This is a genomic window from Streptomyces sp. NPDC048383, from assembly GCF_040651775.1.
Classification (GTDB): domain Bacteria; phylum Actinomycetota; class Actinomycetes; order Streptomycetales; family Streptomycetaceae; genus Streptomyces.
In genome coordinates this window covers 14,198-30,434 of the sequence record NZ_JBEZKS010000022.1, presented here as the reverse complement: position 1 = coordinate 30,434, position 16,237 = coordinate 14,198, and the positions used below count along the sequence as shown (strand labels likewise).

17 protein-coding genes are annotated in these 16,237 nt (G+C 72.6%); 6 read left to right on the top strand and 11 right to left on the bottom strand.

Annotated elements, in window-relative coordinates:
* Positions 1-160: 160 nt before the first annotated feature.
* Positions 161-1,057 (bottom strand): SGNH/GDSL hydrolase family protein, encoded by an 897-nt coding sequence (locus AB0D46_RS17465; RefSeq protein ID WP_362878245.1) that lies wholly within the window; start codon positions 1,055-1,057, stop codon positions 161-163.
* Between the two features lie 248 nt (positions 1,058-1,305).
* On the opposite strand from AB0D46_RS17465, the gene AB0D46_RS17460 reads away from it, so the two are divergent.
* Positions 1,306-1,800 (top strand): DUF3145 domain-containing protein, encoded by a 495-nt coding sequence (locus AB0D46_RS17460; protein ID WP_362878244.1) that lies wholly within the window; start codon positions 1,306-1,308, stop codon positions 1,798-1,800.
* 82 nt (positions 1,801-1,882) lie between these two features.
* Here the strand turns inward: AB0D46_RS17460 and fabF are convergent, their stop codons facing one another.
* The 5 genes from fabF to AB0D46_RS17435 all read right to left on the bottom strand — a co-directional run bounded on the left by fabF (position 1,883) and on the right by AB0D46_RS17435 (position 6,775).
* On the bottom strand, positions 1,883-3,148 hold the full coding sequence (gene fabF / locus AB0D46_RS17455; protein WP_281206280.1) for a beta-ketoacyl-ACP synthase II: 1,266 nt from the start codon (positions 3,146-3,148) through the stop codon (positions 1,883-1,885).
* Positions 3,149-3,228: 80 nt separating this feature from the next.
* Complete coding sequence (locus tag AB0D46_RS17450) at positions 3,229-3,477, bottom strand: acyl carrier protein (RefSeq protein ID WP_281206279.1); 249 nt, start codon at positions 3,475-3,477, stop codon at positions 3,229-3,231.
* 55 nt (positions 3,478-3,532) lie between these two features.
* Entirely contained in the window at positions 3,533-4,537 is a 1,005-nt protein-coding gene (locus AB0D46_RS17445) for a ketoacyl-ACP synthase III (RefSeq protein ID WP_362878242.1), read from the bottom strand.
* Positions 4,538-4,556: 19 nt separating this feature from the next.
* On the bottom strand, positions 4,557-5,474 hold the full coding sequence (locus tag AB0D46_RS17440; protein ID WP_362878240.1) for an ACP S-malonyltransferase: 918 nt from the start codon (positions 5,472-5,474) through the stop codon (positions 4,557-4,559).
* A gap of 89 nt (positions 5,475-5,563) precedes the next feature.
* Positions 5,564-6,775, bottom strand: a complete 1,212-nt coding sequence (locus tag AB0D46_RS17435; protein ID WP_362878239.1) for a helix-turn-helix domain-containing protein — start codon at positions 6,773-6,775, stop codon at positions 5,564-5,566.
* A gap of 81 nt (positions 6,776-6,856) precedes the next feature.
* Here AB0D46_RS17435 and AB0D46_RS17430 point away from each other — a divergent pair, with 81 nt between their 5' ends.
* Positions 6,857-7,516, top strand: a complete 660-nt coding sequence (locus tag AB0D46_RS17430; RefSeq protein ID WP_362878237.1) for a pirin family protein — start codon at positions 6,857-6,859, stop codon at positions 7,514-7,516.
* A gap of 22 nt (positions 7,517-7,538) precedes the next feature.
* Here AB0D46_RS17430 and AB0D46_RS17425 read toward each other — a convergent pair whose 3' ends face one another.
* A complete protein-coding gene (locus AB0D46_RS17425) occupies positions 7,539-8,354 on the bottom strand; it encodes a serine hydrolase domain-containing protein (protein ID WP_362878235.1) in 816 nt (271 codons plus the stop codon).
* Between the two features lie 104 nt (positions 8,355-8,458).
* On the opposite strand from AB0D46_RS17425, the gene AB0D46_RS17420 reads away from it, so the two are divergent.
* The gene (locus AB0D46_RS17420) at positions 8,459-8,851 is read left to right on the top strand and encodes a MerR family transcriptional regulator (RefSeq protein ID WP_362878233.1); all 393 of its coding nucleotides are present in this window, start codon (positions 8,459-8,461) and stop codon (positions 8,849-8,851) included.
* Positions 8,848-9,900: an aldo/keto reductase gene (locus AB0D46_RS17415; RefSeq protein ID WP_362878231.1), complete on the top strand. Its 1,053-nt coding sequence runs from the start codon at positions 8,848-8,850 to the stop codon at positions 9,898-9,900. The genes AB0D46_RS17420 and AB0D46_RS17415 overlap by 4 nt, the downstream gene beginning before the upstream one ends.
* A 13-nt stretch (positions 9,901-9,913) precedes the next feature.
* Here AB0D46_RS17415 and AB0D46_RS17410 read toward each other — a convergent pair whose 3' ends face one another.
* The 3 genes from AB0D46_RS17410 to AB0D46_RS17400 all read right to left on the bottom strand — a co-directional run bounded on the left by AB0D46_RS17410 (position 9,914) and on the right by AB0D46_RS17400 (position 12,977).
* Positions 9,914-10,747 (bottom strand): DUF4429 domain-containing protein, encoded by an 834-nt coding sequence (locus AB0D46_RS17410; protein ID WP_362878230.1) that lies wholly within the window; start codon positions 10,745-10,747, stop codon positions 9,914-9,916.
* Positions 10,748-10,855: 108 nt separating this feature from the next.
* A complete protein-coding gene (locus AB0D46_RS17405) occupies positions 10,856-11,995 on the bottom strand; it encodes an alpha/beta hydrolase (RefSeq protein ID WP_362878371.1) in 1,140 nt (379 codons plus the stop codon).
* Between the two features lie 304 nt (positions 11,996-12,299).
* Positions 12,300-12,977 carry a TetR family transcriptional regulator gene (locus AB0D46_RS17400; protein ID WP_362878228.1) on the bottom strand — a complete coding sequence of 226 codons (678 nt, stop codon included), beginning with the start codon at positions 12,975-12,977 and terminating at the stop codon, positions 12,300-12,302.
* A gap of 118 nt (positions 12,978-13,095) precedes the next feature.
* Between AB0D46_RS17400 and AB0D46_RS17395 the strand changes: the two genes are divergently transcribed.
* Together AB0D46_RS17395 and AB0D46_RS17390 are read left to right on the top strand one after the other, a co-directional pair.
* The gene (locus AB0D46_RS17395; RefSeq protein WP_362878227.1) at positions 13,096-14,703 is read left to right on the top strand and encodes an MFS transporter; all 1,608 of its coding nucleotides are present in this window, start codon (positions 13,096-13,098) and stop codon (positions 14,701-14,703) included.
* Between the two features lie 200 nt (positions 14,704-14,903).
* The gene (locus tag AB0D46_RS17390; RefSeq protein ID WP_362878225.1) at positions 14,904-15,296 is read left to right on the top strand and encodes a peptidase inhibitor family I36 protein; all 393 of its coding nucleotides are present in this window, start codon (positions 14,904-14,906) and stop codon (positions 15,294-15,296) included.
* A 42-nt stretch (positions 15,297-15,338) separates the two neighbouring features.
* Here AB0D46_RS17390 and AB0D46_RS17385 read toward each other — a convergent pair whose 3' ends face one another.
* A complete protein-coding gene (locus AB0D46_RS17385) occupies positions 15,339-16,199 on the bottom strand; it encodes a potassium channel family protein (RefSeq protein WP_362878224.1) in 861 nt (286 codons plus the stop codon).
* Positions 16,200-16,237 lie beyond the last annotated feature (38 nt).

Below are 16,237 nucleotides of genomic sequence, written 5' to 3'. Positions count from 1 at the left end.
GTCACCCGAACCGCCGTCGCGCGACCCGGCGGCCCCGGCGCGGACCCCGCGCCCTCCGCCGCCCGACACGCCGAGAGGCCGAATGGCCTGAAGTCGACCCTCGCGCGGCCCCCGGAACGGATCGGAGGCGGGACCTGACACCCGCCTCCGGTCCTCCGCGTCAACGCGGCGGCTCGGCCGCCGTCACCTGCCGGTGGGCCAGTTCGGCCAGCCGTGCCTGCCCGTCCTTGCCCGGGTGGAACCAGTCCCAGTGGCTCAACTGATCCGCCGCGAACGGGTACTGGAACACCGCGCCACCGTCGTAGCGGCACAGCGCGTCCTTCCCGCAGACCTCGCGCAGGACCTCGTTGTACTCGACCACCCGCGCCCGCACCTGCTCCCGGCGGGCCGTGGCCCGGGCGGTCACCGACAGCGGTTCGGCCAGCATGGACTGACAGATCCCCAGCTTCCAGATCTGCCGCACCATCGGGGTGTCCTTGCCCTGCTCCCACAACCGTTGCAGGTCGGGCACGGAGGACACGTACACCTGGGAGGTCGGCGAGGCCGCCCGCAGCTCCTTGAGGGCCTTGTCGAACCCGTCGCGGAACTCCGCCACCGGGGTCATCGACGAAGCCGTCGGCCGGCAGGCGTCGTTCGAGCCCACCATCACCGTGACCAGGTCGGGCTTGTGTGCGGCCGCCGCGGTCAGCTGCGCCGACAGGTCCGCCATCCGGGAGCCGGTCACCGCGTAGTTCCAGCTGCGCGACGGCGCCTGCGCCTCGCCCAACAGGCGCGCGGCGAGGGAGCGGACCAAGGGGTCGTTCCCGGTCGCCCAGGACGCCTCCGGGCAGTCCGCCAGCACCGAACACGCGTCGAAGCCCCGGGTGATGGAATCGCCGACGGCCGCGATCGAGGTGGGCGCCGTGTTCCAGCGCGGCGCGGACTGCGCCCCCCGCTCGCCCCCGTCCGCCGGACCGCTCCCGTCGCAGGCCGTGAGGGACGCGGCCAGGGCGGCCACCGCCACGCCCGCGCCCGCGAGGGCCCGGCGCGCGCGGCGGCGCGGAGCGGTGGTGCGCATGGGGTGGTCCTCCCTCGTCGCCCCCGGTCCTCCGGGGACGTCCTGCTGAGTGAATGCTCGGCGTTCGACGGCCTCCGAGCGACCGTACGTCACACCATGACCCTTGGCGCACGGTAGCTTTTTCCCGTGGCGTTTCGGCCGCCAGTGCCGATGCGCAATGTCAAATAATTTCCGTTACATTACATCACGTCACATACTGTCCGTTTTATGGAGTTTATTCCCGACCTCGTCCCACACTGGAGGTCCCGGTGACGACACGTGGAGTTCTGTACGTGCATTCCGCGCCGCGCGCGCTCTGCCCGCACGTGGAATGGGCTGTGGCGGGCGTGCTCGGGGTGCGGGTGAACCTCGACTGGATCCGTCAGCCCGCCTCCCCCGGCACCTGGAGAGCCGAGTTCTCCTGGCAGGCCGAGGCGGGCACCGCTTCCCAACTCGCCTCCGCGCTGCGCGGCTGGCACCTGCTCCGCTTCGAAGTGACCGCCGAACCCTGTCCGACCGCCGAGGGCGAGCGCTACAGCTCCACCCCGGAACTCGGCATCTTCCACGCCGTCACCGGCATGCACGGCGACATCCTGATCCCCGAGGACCGGCTGCGCGCCGCCCTCGCCCGCTCCGTACGCGGCGAGACCAACCTGGAAGCCGAGATCGCCAAACTCCTCGGCAAGCCCTGGGACGACGAACTGGAACCCTTCCGGTACGCCGGCGAGGGCGCCCCGGTTCGCTGGCTCCACCAGGTCGTCTGACGGCCCCGCCCGAGGTCGGTACGTGAAGGGCCCCGCCCGGCAGCAGCCGGGCGGGGCCCTTCACGTCGTACGGGACCGCGGATCAGACGCTGCGGAACGCGAGCGTCACGTTGTGACCGCCGAAGCCGAACGAGTTGTTGATCGCCGAGATCGGGCCGTCGACGGGCAGCTTGCGCGGCTCGCCGCGCACGATGTCCGCGTCGATGTCGTCGTCGAGCTCGGTGACGTTGATCGTCGGCGGGGCGATCCGGTGGTACAGCGCGAGGACGGTGGCGACCGTCTCGATGCCGCCCGCGCCGCCCAGCAGGTGACCGGTCATCGACTTCGTCGCGGAGATCGCGATGTGGTCGAGGTCGTCGCCCAGGACCTTGCGCAGGGCCTTCAGCTCGGCCGTGTCGCCCTGCGGGGTCGAGGTGGCGTGCGCGTTCAGGTGCACCAGCTCGGACGGGTCCAGGTTGGTGTTGTCGAGCAGGTTCTGCACCGCGGCCGCCACGCCGCGGCCCGTCGGCTCCGGCTGCGCGATGTGGTGGCTGTCCGCGGACAGGCCCTGGCCCAGCACCTCGCAGTAGACGCGGGCGCCGCGCTTCGCGGCGTGCTCGGCGGACTCCAGCACCACGACGCCCGCGCCCTCACCGAGGACGAAGCCGTCACGGCCCTTGTCGTACGGACGGGAGGCGCCGGTCGGGTCCTCGTTGTTCTTCGACATCGCCATCATGTTGGCGAACGCGGCGATCGGCAGCGGGTGGATCGCCGCCTCCGTACCGCCGGCGACGACCACGTCGGCACGGCCCGTACGGATCATCTCGACGGCGTAGCCGATGGCCTCGGCGCCCGACGCGCACGCGCTGACCGGGGTGTGCACACCGGCGCGGGCGTTGACCTCCAGGCCGACGTTGGCCGATGGGCCGTTCGGCATGAGCATGGGGACGGTGTGCGGGGAGACCCGGCGCACACCCTTTTCCTTCAGTACGTCGTACTGGTCGAGCAGCGTGGTGACGCCGCCGATGCCGGAGGCGATCACGGTGCCCAGTCGCTCGGGAACGATCGACTCGTCCTCGCCCGCCGGCGCGGTGTACCCGGCGTCCGCCCAGGCCTCACGGGCGGCGATGACGGCGAACTGCGCCGATCGGTCGAGCTTGCGGGCCAGGGGGCGGGGCAGTACCTCACTCGGATCCACGGCAGCCTGCGCGGCGATGCGGACCGGAAGTTCGGCGAACCGCTCGCCCTCCAGGGGCGTGACACCGGACCGGCCGGCGAGCAGGCCTTCCCAGGTCGAAGCGCTGTCGCCACCCAGCGGAGTGGTTGCGCCGATACCGGTGACGACCACGGTGCGATTGGTCGGGCTCACAGGAATTCTTTCTCCACGTCTCAGGGGGTGCTGAATTGTCACGGCGCCACCGCCAGGTGGCGACAAACGCTCGGCAGGCTTTAGGCCTGGTTCTTCAGGATGTAGTCCGCGGCGTCGCCGACCGTCTTGAGGTTCTTGACGTCCTCGTCCGGGATCTTGACGTCGAAGCGCTCTTCGGCGGCGACGACGACCTCGACCATGGACAGGGAGTCGACGTCCAGGTCGTCGGTGAAGGACTTGTCGAGCTGGACGTCCTCCTGCGGGATGCCGGCGATCTCGTTGACGATCTCGGCGAGACCTTCGACGATCTCTTCCTGGGTGGCGGCCATGTGGCGCTCCTTCTATAGCTGAATGGGTTGATCAGGGGCGGAACGGATTCCGACCCTAGGGGAGGGTAACGACCGTCGCGGCGTAGACGAGTCCCGCCCCGAAGCCGATGACGAGCGCGGTGTCGCCGCTCTTCGCCGCTCCGGTCGCCAGGAGCCGCTCCATAGCGAGCGGGATCGAGGCGGCCGACGTGTTGCCGGTGGTTTCCACGTCACGGGCGACCGTGACGTGTTCCGGCAGCTTGAGAGTCTTCACCATCGAGTCGATGATCCGCATGTTCGCCTGGTGCGGAATGAAGACGTCCAGGTCTTCGGCGGTGATCCCGGCGGCGTCGAGCGCCTGCTGGGCCACCTTGGCCATCTCGAAGACGGCCCAGCGGAAGACCGCCTGACCCTCCTGCGTGATGGCCGGGAACTTCTCCCCGCCGCCCTTGCCGAGGTACTCGTCCCACGGCACGGTCTGCTTGATGGTGTCGGACTTGTCGCCCTCCGAACCCCACACCGTGGGGCCGATGGCCGGTTCGTCCGAGGGGCCCACGACCACGGCGCCCGCACCGTCACCGAACAGGAAGGCCGTCGCGCGGTCCTCCAGGTCGGTCAGGTCCGAGAGCCGCTCGACGCCGATGACGAGGACGTACTGCGCCGAACCCTCGACGACCATGCCCTTGGCGAGGGTCAGACCGTAGCCGAAACCGGCACAGCCCGCGGAGATGTCGAACGCGGCGGGCTTCACCGCGCCGACCCGGTGCGCGATCTCCGTCGCCACGGCAGGGGTCTGCTTGAAGTGCGAGACCGTCGAGACGATCACGGCGCCGATCTGCTCCGGCGCGATCCCGGCATCGGCCAGCGCCTTGCCGGAGGCCTCCACCGACATCTGGGCGACCGTCTCGTGCGGCCCGGCCCAGTGGCGCGTGGCGATGCCGGACCGGGACCGGATCCACTCGTCGGACGAGTCGATCGTCTCCAGGATGACCTCGTTGGGCACCACGCGGGTCGGACGGTAGCCGCCGACGCCCAGGATGCGGGCGTACGGGGAGCCCTTGGCCGGCTTGATCTTGGACATGCTGTGTGGGCTCCTTCTCTCAGGCCGCGTGCTCGGCGAGGAGCGCCGCGGCCTTTTCGAGATCGTCCGGGGTCTTCAGGGCCACGCTCGGCACACCCTTGAGGGCGCGCTTGGCCAGACCCGTCAGCGTGCCACCGGGGCACAGTTCGACGATCCCGGAAACGCCCAGCGAAGCGAACGTCTCCATGCACAGGTCCCAGCGGACCGGGTTCGCGACCTGGCCGACCAGGCGGGCGACGACGTCGGCGCCCGAATCGATGACGAGGCCGTCCCTGTTCGACACGTACTTCAGGACCGGGTCGGCCGGGGTGAGGGCCTGGGCGGCCTTCTCCAGCTCGGCGACCGCGGGGGCCATGTGGTGCGTGTGGAAGGCGCCCGCGACCTTGAGGGCGACGACCTTCATGGAGCCTTCGGGCTTCTCGTCCACCAGGGCGGCGATCTGCTCGGCGGTACCGGCGGCCACGATCTGGCCCGCTCCGTTGATGTTGGCCGGGGTGAGCCCCAGCTTCTCCAGATGTGCGACGACCACGTCCTGGTCGCCGCCGAGGACGGCGGCCATGCCGGTCTCGGTGACGGCGGCCGCGTCGGCCATGCCCAGACCGCGGGTCCGGACGAACGACAGCGCGTCCGCGTCCGACAGGACGCCCGCGACCGCGGCGGCGGTGATCTCGCCGACGCTGTGGCCCGCCACGGCGCCGAACGCCGAGGACGCGCCGAGCGCGGAAGCGGACAGGAGACCCGCTGCGACCAGCAGCGGCTGTGCCACGGCCGTGTCACGGATCTCGTCCGCGTCGGCCTTCGTGCCGTAGTGGGCAAGGTCGAGCCCGATGGCGTCCGACCAGCCGGCGACGCGGTCGGCGGCACCGGGGAGTTCGAGCCAGGGAGTCAGGAAGCCGGGCGTCTGAGCGCCTTGGCCTGGAGCGACGAGTACGAGCACCCTCACACTCTCTCTTGTGGATGGTCCCCGCCGCCCGTGGGGACAGGGACGAAGAACCGTCGGGGTAATTGTTGATGTCCGACAAAAGTCTAGGACTGCGGATCCCCGTCGGCCAGACGTCCCAGGATCAGGGCGATTCGCAACGTGAAGGCCGAACGCACATCGGACGGCGACCATCCGGTGACGTCGGTCACACGTCGCAGCCGGTAGCGCACCGTGTTGGGGTGCACGAACAGCATGCGCGCGGCCCCCTCCAGGCTGCTCGCCTGCTCCAGATAGACGCTCAGCGTCTCCAGGAGGGCGGAGCCGGCCTCCTCCAGTGGTCTGTAGATCTCCTCCACCAGTTGCTCCCTGGCCGAGGGATCGGACGCGATCGCGCGCTCCGGCAGGAGATCGTCCGCCAGCACCGGTCGGGGCGCGTCCTGCCAGGCCGTACAGGCCTTCAGGCCGGCCGCCGCCGCCTGGGCGGACTTGGTCGCGTTCAACAGGTCCGGGACGACCGGCCCGGCCACCACCGCACCCGCCGCGAACGGCCCGATCAGCGACTTCGCCACCTGCATCGGATTGTCACTGCCGCCCGCGATCACCACGAGGCGGTCGCCGAGCACCCCGGTCAGCACCTGGAGCTTGTGGTGGCGGGCCGCGCGCCGGATCGCCTCGACCGTCAGCTCGCTGTCCCCGTCCGGCGCCGTGCCCAGCACGACGCACACGTGCTCCGGCGAGTTCCAGCCGAGCGCGGCGGCCCGCGACAGGGCGCCCTCGTCGGCCTCGCCCGACAGCACCGCGTTCACGACGAGTGACTCCAGGCGGGCGTCCCACGCCCCGCGCGCCTCGGCGGCCTGCGCGTACACCTGGGCGGTCGCGAAGGCGATCTCCCGGGCGTAGACCAGCAGGGCCTCGCGCAGGATCGACTCGTCGCCGGGGGCCGCGACCTCGTCGATCGCGGTCTCCATGACCTCGATCGTCGTCCGCACCATCTCGACGGTCTGACGCAGGGTGATCGCCCGGGTCAGCTCTCGCGGAGCCGTCCCGAACACGTCGGTGGAGATCGCCTGGGGGGTCTCGGGGTGCCGGAACCACTCCGTGAACGCGGCGATGCCGGCCTGGGCGACCAGACCGATCCACGACCGGTTCTCCGGCGGCATCGCCCGGTACCACGGAAGGGTCTCGTCCATGCGCGCGATGGCGTTGGCGGCGAGGCGGCCGGAGGACTTCTCCAGCCGGCGCAGCGTCGCCGCGTGCGGGTGGGCCGGATGCGCGGGACGGGTCTCGGGTGACTGCTCACGTTCGGGTTGGGGCACGGGACAAGACTGCCTTATCAGCGCCCCGGCGCGGACTCCGGTCCCGCGCCGGGGCCCGCCCCCCGGGCTACGGTGGCCCCCATGATTGATGTACGCCGAGCCGCCGACCGGTACGCGGGAGGGGATCCGGGCGCCGGGATCACCACCGGGCACGCCTTCTCCTTCGGGTCCTTCTACGACCCGGACAACATCCGCTTCGGCCCGGTGCTCGCCTGCAACGAGGAGCGCCTCGCGCCCGGCGCGGGATTCGACGAGCACCCCCACAGCAACACCGAGATCCTCACCTGGGTGGTCGAGGGCGAGCTCACGCACCGGGACGGCGTCAACGGCGGCACGGGCCTGGTGCGGCCCGGCGACGTGCAGCGGCTCGGCGCCGGATCCGGGGCCCGGCACGTGGAGCGCAACGACGGGGCGGTGCCGCTGCGGTTCGTGCAGCTGTGGCTGGCGCCGCTCGCCGCCGGTGGGGAACCCTCGTACGACCTGGTCCGCGGCCTCGCCGACGGCACCCCGTACGAGGTACCGGCGGCCGGCGCGGTGCTGCACGTCCGGCGGCCGGCCGCGGGTCGGCGGGTCCCCGTACCGGACGCGGAACGCGTCTACCTGCACGTGGTCCGCGGGGACCTGCGGCTCGACGGGGAGGAGCTGGGCCCCGGGGACTCGGCGCGGATCACCGCCGAGAAGGGGCTGGAGGTCACCGCGGGTTCCCCGGGGGAGCTGCTGATCCTGGAGCTGCCGCTGTGACGCCCCGCCAACCGCCGGCCGGCTAGCCGCGCAGTTCGACGAGGACCGCGTCGGTGAACGGGGTCCAGGCCTGCGCGGCCCACGGGCCGAACGCGCGGTCCGTCAGCGCGACGCACGCGGCGCCGACGTCCGGGTCCACCCACAGGAAGGTGCCGGACTGGCCGAAGTGCCCGAAGGCGCGCGGCGAGGAGTTCAGGCCCGTCCAGTGCGGGGACTTGCCGTCGCGGATCTCCAGGCCGAGGCCCCAGTCGTTGGGGGACTGGTGCCCGTAGCCGGGTAGCACGCCCTTGAGGCCCGGGTGGACCACGGAGGTCGCCCCGGCGACCGTGCGCACGTCCAGCAGGCGCGGCGCCTGGAGTTCGGCGGCGAAGCGCACCAGGTCGGCGACGGTGGAGACGCCGTCCTTCGCGGGCGAGCCCTCCAGGGCGGAGGAGGCCATGCCGAGCGGCTCGAACACGGCCTGGTGCAGGTACTCGGCGAAGGGGATCCCGGTCGCCTTCGCGATGTGGTCGCCGAGCACCTCGAAACCGGCGTTGGAGTACAGCCGGCGCTGCCCGGGCGGGGCCATCACGCGGTGCTCGTCGAAGGCCAGCCCGCTGGTGTGCGCGAGCAGGTGACGGACCGTCGACCCCTCGGGGCCGGCCGGCTCGTCCAGCTCGATCGCGCCCTCCTCGTACGCCACGAGGGCGGCGTACGCGGCGAGCGGCTTGGTGACCGAGGCCAGCGGGAAGCGCTGCTCGACGGGTCCGTGCGAGCCGACCAGGGTGCCGTCGGCGCGCACGACGGCGGCCGCGGCGGTCGGTACCGGCCAGGTGTCGATGATCCGCAGACTGTCCATGCCGTTGCCGTCCCCGTGCTCTTCGTGCCCGCCGCGTCGTGCGCGCTGTTCGTGCGGCCGAGCCTACTTGCTTGGAGTGCACTCCAAGGTTTTAGCGTGGAGCCATGACCCTGACGCAGACGCGGTACACGATCAGCGAGGTCGAGGCCCGGACCGGCCTGACCCAGCACACGCTGCGCTGGTACGAGCGGATCGGCCTGATGCCGCACGTGGACCGCTCGCACTCGGGGCAGCGCCGGTTCAGCGACCGGGACCTCGACTGGCTGTCCTTCGTGGGCAAGCTGCGCGCCACCGGCATGTCGGTGGCGGACATGGTCCGGTACGCCGAACTGGTCCGCGAGGGCGAGCACACCGTCGACCAACGCCGTGAGCTGCTGGAACGCACCCGTACCGCGGTGCGGTCCCGGATCACGGAGCTGACGGACGCCCTCGGCGTACTGGATTTCAAGATCGGGATGTACGAGATGCGCACGGTCGCGGGGAAGGCACGGTCATGACGGAGCACGATCAGCACGAGCAGAACCAGCAGCACCGGCACACCACCATCGAGCGGACCGAACTGGGCGAGGGGGGCCCGGTCGTCGGTGTCCAGGGCCTCGGCTGCATGGGGATGAGCGAGTTCTACGGGGACACCGACGAGACGGCGGCCCGGGCGACCCTCGACGCGGCGCTGGACGCCGGGGTCACGCTCTTCGACACGGCGGACGTCTACGGGCGCGGCGTCAACGAGGAGTTCCTCGCTCCCTTCGTGGCCGCCCACCGGGACGCGATCACCCTCGCCACGAAGTTCGGCATCGAGCGCACCGACGACCTCCACCACCGGGGCGTCCGCAACGACCGGGCGTACGTCCGCCGGGCCGTGGAGGACAGCCTGCGGCGGCTCGGCACGGACGTCATCGACCTCTACTACATGCACCGCCGGGACCCGGCCGTGCCGCTCGCGGAGTCGGTGGGCGCCATGGCCGAGCTGGTGCGCGAGGGGAAGGTGCGGCACCTGGGACTCAGCGAGGTCACCGGGGCCGAACTGCGCGAGGCGTACGCGGTGCATCCCATCGCGGCGCTCCAGTCGGAGTGGTCGCTGTTCAGCCGGGACGTCGAGCGCAGCGCGGTGGGCGCGGCGGCGGAGCTGGGGGTGGCCTTCGTCCCGTACTCCCCGCTCGGGCGCGGCTTCCTGACCGGCGCCTTCGCGGACGCCTCGGCGGAGCTGTCGGAGGGCGACTTCCGCCGGTACCAGCCGCGGTTCACCGGCGACAACGCCCGGGCGAACGCGGAGCTGTTGGCTCCGGTGCGGCGGATAGCGGCCGCGCACGGGGTCACGCCGGCGCAGGTCGCGCTGGCGTGGGTGCAGCAGCGGTCGGCGGTCCACCGCCTGACGGTGGTCCCGATCCCCGGCACGCGGCGGCCGGAGCGGGTCGCGGAGAACGCGGCGGCGACCAGGATCACCCTGACGGCCCCGGAGCTGGCCCTGCTGGAGCCGATCGCGGCGGGCGTCGCGGGCGACCGCTACCCGGACATGAGCTCGACCTCGGCGGCCCGCGAGGCCTGAGGCCGCGCCCCCGTCAGGGGGTGAAGCGCGCCCGGAGCGCCGAGTACTCGGCGTCCGTGAGCAGGCCCGCCCCGTGGAGCTCCGTCAGGTGGCGCAGGCGGTCGTCCTCGGACGGACCGCTCGACGGGACGGAGGCGACGGGGGTGCGGGCGCGCAGGGCCGCGAGGACGGCCGCGGCGAAGGGCAGCGACTCGTGGACGGCTCCGTAGCCGACGCCGAAGACCGCGGCGGCGAGGTCGTGGTCGGGGCGGGCGTCGGTGGTGGTGTCGCGGGGGAGGAACCGCAGGTGGCCGCCGCCCGGGCGGTCCGGGGAGGCCCACTCGACGCCGGTCAGGGAGGTCAGCGGGTACCGCTGGTCGCCGGCCTTCCACTTGGCGCTGGTGGCACCCGTGCGCGACCACTGGAGGGTCACGACGGCGCCGTCGAAGCCGACGCGGGCGTCATAGGCCTTGAGCTGGAGCGGCGGCGGGGGCACGTCGACGAGGAACCGGTCGGCGGGCTCGTCGGCGTCCGGGCCGAGGCGTTCGCGCAGGATCCCCGCGAAGGCGTCTGCGTCGGCCGCCCGGTCGCGGGGCAGGACGAGCCGGTACGGGTCGCAGACGTCCTTGAGCTGCCCGGCGGCCGCCTCCATCAGCGGGTCGGCGCCGGGCCGTGGCTGGGCGCGCAGGATCACCGTGTCCCTTCGGCCCGCGCTCACGTTCGCCCCGGACAACGCTTCGAGGGGGATCCTGCGCGGGCCCAGCGCGTGCCAGAGCCGTGGTGTTCGCATCCCCCGTGCGAAGCGGATGAGCACCGAGTCCGAGTCGAACTCCCAGACGGCATGATTTCCGGCCAGTACGTCACCCATGCGGCACATCGTAAAGGGACGCGGCCCCGCACGTCTTCCTCGTCGGGGGACCAGGTTTTTTCCGGGGTTCTGCCGGTGAGGGGCGGGGCGGGTCCGCGCGACTCCCCGTCAGTCACCCTCCGTGCCGGAAATTCCGCGGCGGCAGTCGTCGCCGTCGCCCGCGCAGGCGATGGAACCGAACGCGCCGGTTCCGATCCGGGCGAAGTTGTCGAGGGAGGCGGTGCCTGGCTCGAAATAGCCGGTGTGGCTCTTCGCGCCCGCCGAGGACAGCACCCGTGCGCCGAACTCCGGCGACACCGGGTCCGCCCCGTGGCCCAGCCCGCCGAGTTCCAGGTGCGGCACGTCCTCGATCCAGTCGCCCTCGTCCCGCATGGCCCACACCCGGGCGCTCGTCCCCAGCTCGGCGACGTTCCCGGCGCGCATGCCGGGGCTGCCCGCGACGACCACGTCCGTCACCCGGCGGGGCAGCCCGCGGGCGGCGACCCCGCACACCACGGACCCGTAGCTGTGGCAGAACAGGGCCACGCCGGCGTCCCCGGGCAGGGCGGCCGCCATGGACCGCAGTCGGGCCGCGCCCTGGACGGCGAGCCGGCCCGTGGCGGCGTCCATGCCGACGCCGGTGGGCGCGGTGTAGCCGGCCCAGGCGATGACGGCGGTGGCGTCGGCGGGCGCGGCCGCGCGCTCGGCCGCGTACAGGGACTCCGCCATGCCGGCGGGGGCGGTGAGGCGGCGTTGGCTGCGCTCGAAGGTGACGGCGTCGGTGTCCACGCCGGGCACGATCACCGAGACCCGGCGGGCCCGGTCGAGGTCGCCGAAGACCTCGGCGACGAGGCCGCTGCCGGTGGGGTCGAAAGTGAGGATCTGCCGGCCGGGCTCGGCCAGCGACGCGAAGCGGTGGGCGCGCCGGATGGCCGTGGCCCGGTCGGCCGGGGCGAGGGCGACGTCGTCGGCGCGCTCCCGCTCCACGCGCTCGGCCCGGTCCAGGGAGGTGCGGTTGGCCTCGTAGCGCAGCTGGGCGGGCACCCCGTCGAGGTTGCCGACGACGAGGGGGTAGCCGGTGGCGAGCCGGGTCCGCTGGGCACCGTCCAGGCCGGCGAAGAAGCGGGACACCGTCCGTACGGGTGCGTCGACCGGCGGCACGGCCCGACCGTCGATCCGGGCCACGGCCCACGCGGCGAGCGCGGCGGCCCGCGCCGGGGTGCCGGCCTCGGGGCGGTGCACGGCCGTCCAGCCGGTGGTGGCCAGCATGACGAGGACGACCCCGAGCACGAGCAGCGTGCGCACGGCGGCGACGGGGCGCGCGGGTACCGCGGCGGCGAGGGAGGCGGGGCCGGACAGTTTCACTGGAGTCAGACTAAAAGACCGCCGGAGCCCCTGGCGCGCCGGGTGATGGGGCTCACGGCCGGTCGTGGGACGGTGCCCGCCATCCGGCGGCGCCGCCCGCGACGCAGCGTCGCGGTCGGTCGTTCGCGCCCGCGCGGGCGACGCGATCCGGCCGCGGCCGGACGGGCGTGGTCCCCCGGGGCGGCGCCGGCCGGTCCTGGACCGGCCGTCAGGGGAGGTCGGCGGGGGTGGGGCGCCAGTGCGGGGCGAGGGCCGCCTCGATCTGGTCGAGGTAGGCCTCGGTCATCCGCCGGATGGCGTCCACGCTGGCGTCCTCGCCCTGCCCCCAGAGCCGTCCGGTGACGCGCATCACGCCGCAGAACGCGGCGACGGCCACCCGGGGCCGGGGGTCGACGTCCACGTCCAGGCCCTCGCGGGCGGCGATCAGCCGGGCGATCCGCTCCTCCAGCTCGGTGGATCGCCGCAGGTGGACGGCGAGCAGCGCGGGTGTGGACTCGATCAGCCGGTAGCCCCGCATGTACAGGTCGACGGGGACCACCTCGGAGATGGCCTCCTCGACGGTGTCCCAGGCGGCGAGGACCGCCCGGCGCATCGCCGTGAGGGGTCCCTCGGCGGCGGGGCGGGCCCGCAGTTCGGCCACGAAGTGCGATTCGACCAGGTCCTGGACGGCGAAGGCGACCTCCTCCTTGTTCGCGAAGTAGCGGAAGAAGGTGCGCTGGGAGACGTCCACGGCGGCGGTGATCTCGTCGACCGTGGTCCGTTCGTAGCCCTGGGAGATGAAGAGCAGGAGGGCCGCGCGCAGCAGGGCGTCCCGGGTGCGCCGCTTCTTGCGCTCGCGCAGTCCGGCCGCTGCCGGGGCGGTCGGTGCGGGTCGCGGATCGGTCATCACCGTGGGGGTCCTTTCTGACGCAGAGTGAGCGGTCAGGGTACCTGTGACCCACGCGACAAAAACCGGGGCGTTGAGCCGTCTGTGAAGTGTCAGTCGCTGTCATTAGCCTGTTCGCATGACTAGTCAGATCACCGTCCACGACCAGGTACCGGGTAAGGAACCCGGCCCGGCGCAGGACCGGTCCGGCCTTCGCGGCCACCCGTGGCTCACGCTGTTCGCCGTGGCGATCGGCGTCATGATGGTCACCCTGGACGGCACGATCGTCGCCGTCGCCAACCCCGCGATCCAGAAGGACCTGGGCGCCAGCCTCGCCGAGGTCCAGTGGATCACCAACGGCTACCTGCTGGCCCTCGCGGTCTCCCTCATCACCGCGGGGAAGCTCGGCGACCGCTTCGGACACCGCCAGACCTTCCTCATCGGCATCGCCGGCTTCGCCGTCTCCTCGGCGGCCATCGGCCTGTCCACCGGCGTGGGCCTCGTCATCGGCTTCCGCGTCGCGCAGGGCCTGTTCGGCGCCCTGCTGATGCCCGCGGCCCTCGGCCTGCTGCGCGCCACCTTCCCCGCCGAGAAGCTGAACATGGCCATCGGCATCTGGGGCATGGTGATCGGCGCCTCGACCGCCGCCGGGCCCATCGTGGGCGGCCTGCTCGTGGAGCACGTGAGCTGGCAGTCCGTCTTCTTCATCAACGTGCCCGTGGGCATCGTCGCGCTGGTGTTCGGCCTGTTCATCCTGCTCGACCACCGGGCCGAGAAGGCGCCGCGCTCCTTCGACCTCCCCGGCATCGCCCTGCTGTCGGTCGCGATGTTCTCCCTGATCTGGGCGCTGATCAAGGCGGCCGAGTGGGGCTGGGGCGACGCCAAGACCCTGCTGTTCCTGGCTCTTTCCGTGATCTGCTTCGTGCTCTTCGCCGTGTGGGAGTCGAAGGTCGCCGAGCCGCTGATCCCGCTGACCATGTTCCGCTCGCTGCCGCTGTCCGCGGGCACGGTGCTGATGGTCCTGATGGCCTTCGCCTTCATGGGCGGCCTGTTCTTCGTCACCTTCTACCTGCAGAACGTGCACGGCATGAGCCCGGTCGACAGCGGCCTGCACCTGCTGCCGCTGACCGGCATGATGATCATCGGATCGCCGCTGGCGGGCATCGCCATCACCAAGGTCGGCCCGCGCGCGCCGCTCGTCGCCGGGATGGTCGCCACCGCCGTCGCCTGCTTCGGGATGGCGCGGCTCACGCCCGACACGGGCACCCTCACCATGTCCCTGTGGTTCGCCCTCCTCGGCCTCGGCCTCGCCCCGGTGATGGTCGGCGCCACCGAGGTCATCGTCGGCAACGCCCCGCTGGAGCTCTCCGGCGTGGCCGGCGGGCTCCAGCAGGCCGCCATGCAGGTCGGCGGCAGCCTCGGCACCGCCGTCCTCGGAGCGGTCATGGCGGCCGAGGTCGGTAACACGTTCGGGGACAGGTGGGCGCGGGCGCAGCTGCCGGCGCTCGCCCCCGCGGACCTCGAACTCGCCGAGAAGGGCGTCCAGGTCGGCCTCGCACCCGTCCCGCCGGGCGCTCCCGAGCAGGTCGCCGAGGCCATCCGTACCGTCGCGCACGACACCTTCGTGTCCGGCATGAGCACGGCGTTCACCGTCGCGGGCGCGGTCGCGGTGCTCGCCGCGGTCGTGGCCTGCTTCACCAAGCGCGGCGCCAACGCCAATGCCGGGGCGGGCGCGGCCCACATCTGAACGGGCCCGCCAGCCGTTACGGCCGGGTCAACCCCCCGCGTACGACAGCCCTGCCGGACGGTTCCGGCGGGGCTGTCGCCTATCAGGGTGGACCCGCCCGCAGCCCCTTCCGTACCGGCGTCTTCGCAGGTCAGCGTGGTGGCGACGGAAACCTCGGAAACGGTCCGGGGCTCCTCCGTCCACCAAGGAGCTGATCCGTCATGCGTACGTGGAGCACCGCACGCCTCACCGCACTCGCCGCCACCGTCCTGGCCGCCACCGCCTTCGTCCCCGGTACGGCCGGCCGCGCGCACGCCGCCGGCCCGCCGCCGTACGCGGCCTGCGCCACGGGGCAGCTGTGCCTGTGGGCCAAACCGGAGTTCAAGGGAACCCGGCAGAGCCACGAACTCAGCACCCTGGACATCAACAGCTGCACCGCCATGCCCGCCGGAACCACCGCCCAGTCCCTGGTCAACCGGACCGGCCGTCCCGTGACCACCTACCAGTCGGCCGAGTGCGCCGAGACCGGCGAGTTCCAGACCTACCCGGGCGACGGGGTCCTGCTGCCCCAGTCGCCCTACCAGGTGAGGGCGTTCAAGGTCTGGGAACGCTAGTGCTGTGCCCGGAAAGGTCCCCCGGCCTTTCCGGCCACAGCACTAGGTCGTGCCCCGCGACGCCACCCCGGCGGCCTCCGGCGTCCGCGACGGCGGTACGTCGCCCCCGGCGGCCGGGTCGGCCGGGCCGGCCGCCGGGGTGGGGACGACCGGTGCCGCCGGGCCGGCGGCGGCCTGCGCGAGCGGGCCCAGCCGGGCGACCTCGGCGCGCAGCGCCCGTACCTCGTCCCGCAGTTCGCGCACCGCCGCCAGTTGGAGCCGCTCCACCTGGTCGTCGCGCTCGAAGCGGGCGATGAACCAGGCGGCGATGTTGGCCGTCACCACACCGAGCAGCGCGATCCCCGACAGCATCAGCCCCACCGCCAGCACCCGGCCGAGCCCGGTGGTGGGGGAGTGGTCGCCGTAGCCCACCGTCGTCATGGTGGTGAACGACCACCACACCGCGTCGCCCAGGTTCTTGATGTTGCCCTCGGGGGCGTCCCGCTCCACGCTCAGCACGGCCAGCGAACCGAACATCAGCAGGCCCACCACCGCGCCCGCGACGTACGTCGTCAGCTGGACCTGCGGCGCCATCCGCGCCCGCCGGCCCACCAGCATCAGCGTCGACACCAGCCGCAGCAGCCGCAGCGGCTGGATCAGCGGCAGCAGCACCGCCGCCAGGTCGAGCCAGTGCGTCCGGACGAAAGCCTTCCGGGCCGGCGAGAGGCCCAGGCGCACCAGGTAGTCGGCGGCGAAGGCCGCCCACACCACCCACTCGGTGACCGCGCACCACCGCTGCACGCCCGCGTCGGCATCCGGGGCCACGATCGGAACGGCGTACGCGACGGCGAACGCCACGGCCAGGACGAGCAGCGGCATCTGGCTCCGCCGCTCCCACAGCAGCAAGCGGGAGGTTTCCTTCATGACGGGCATCGTAGGGACCGCACCCGACGACGGCGGCC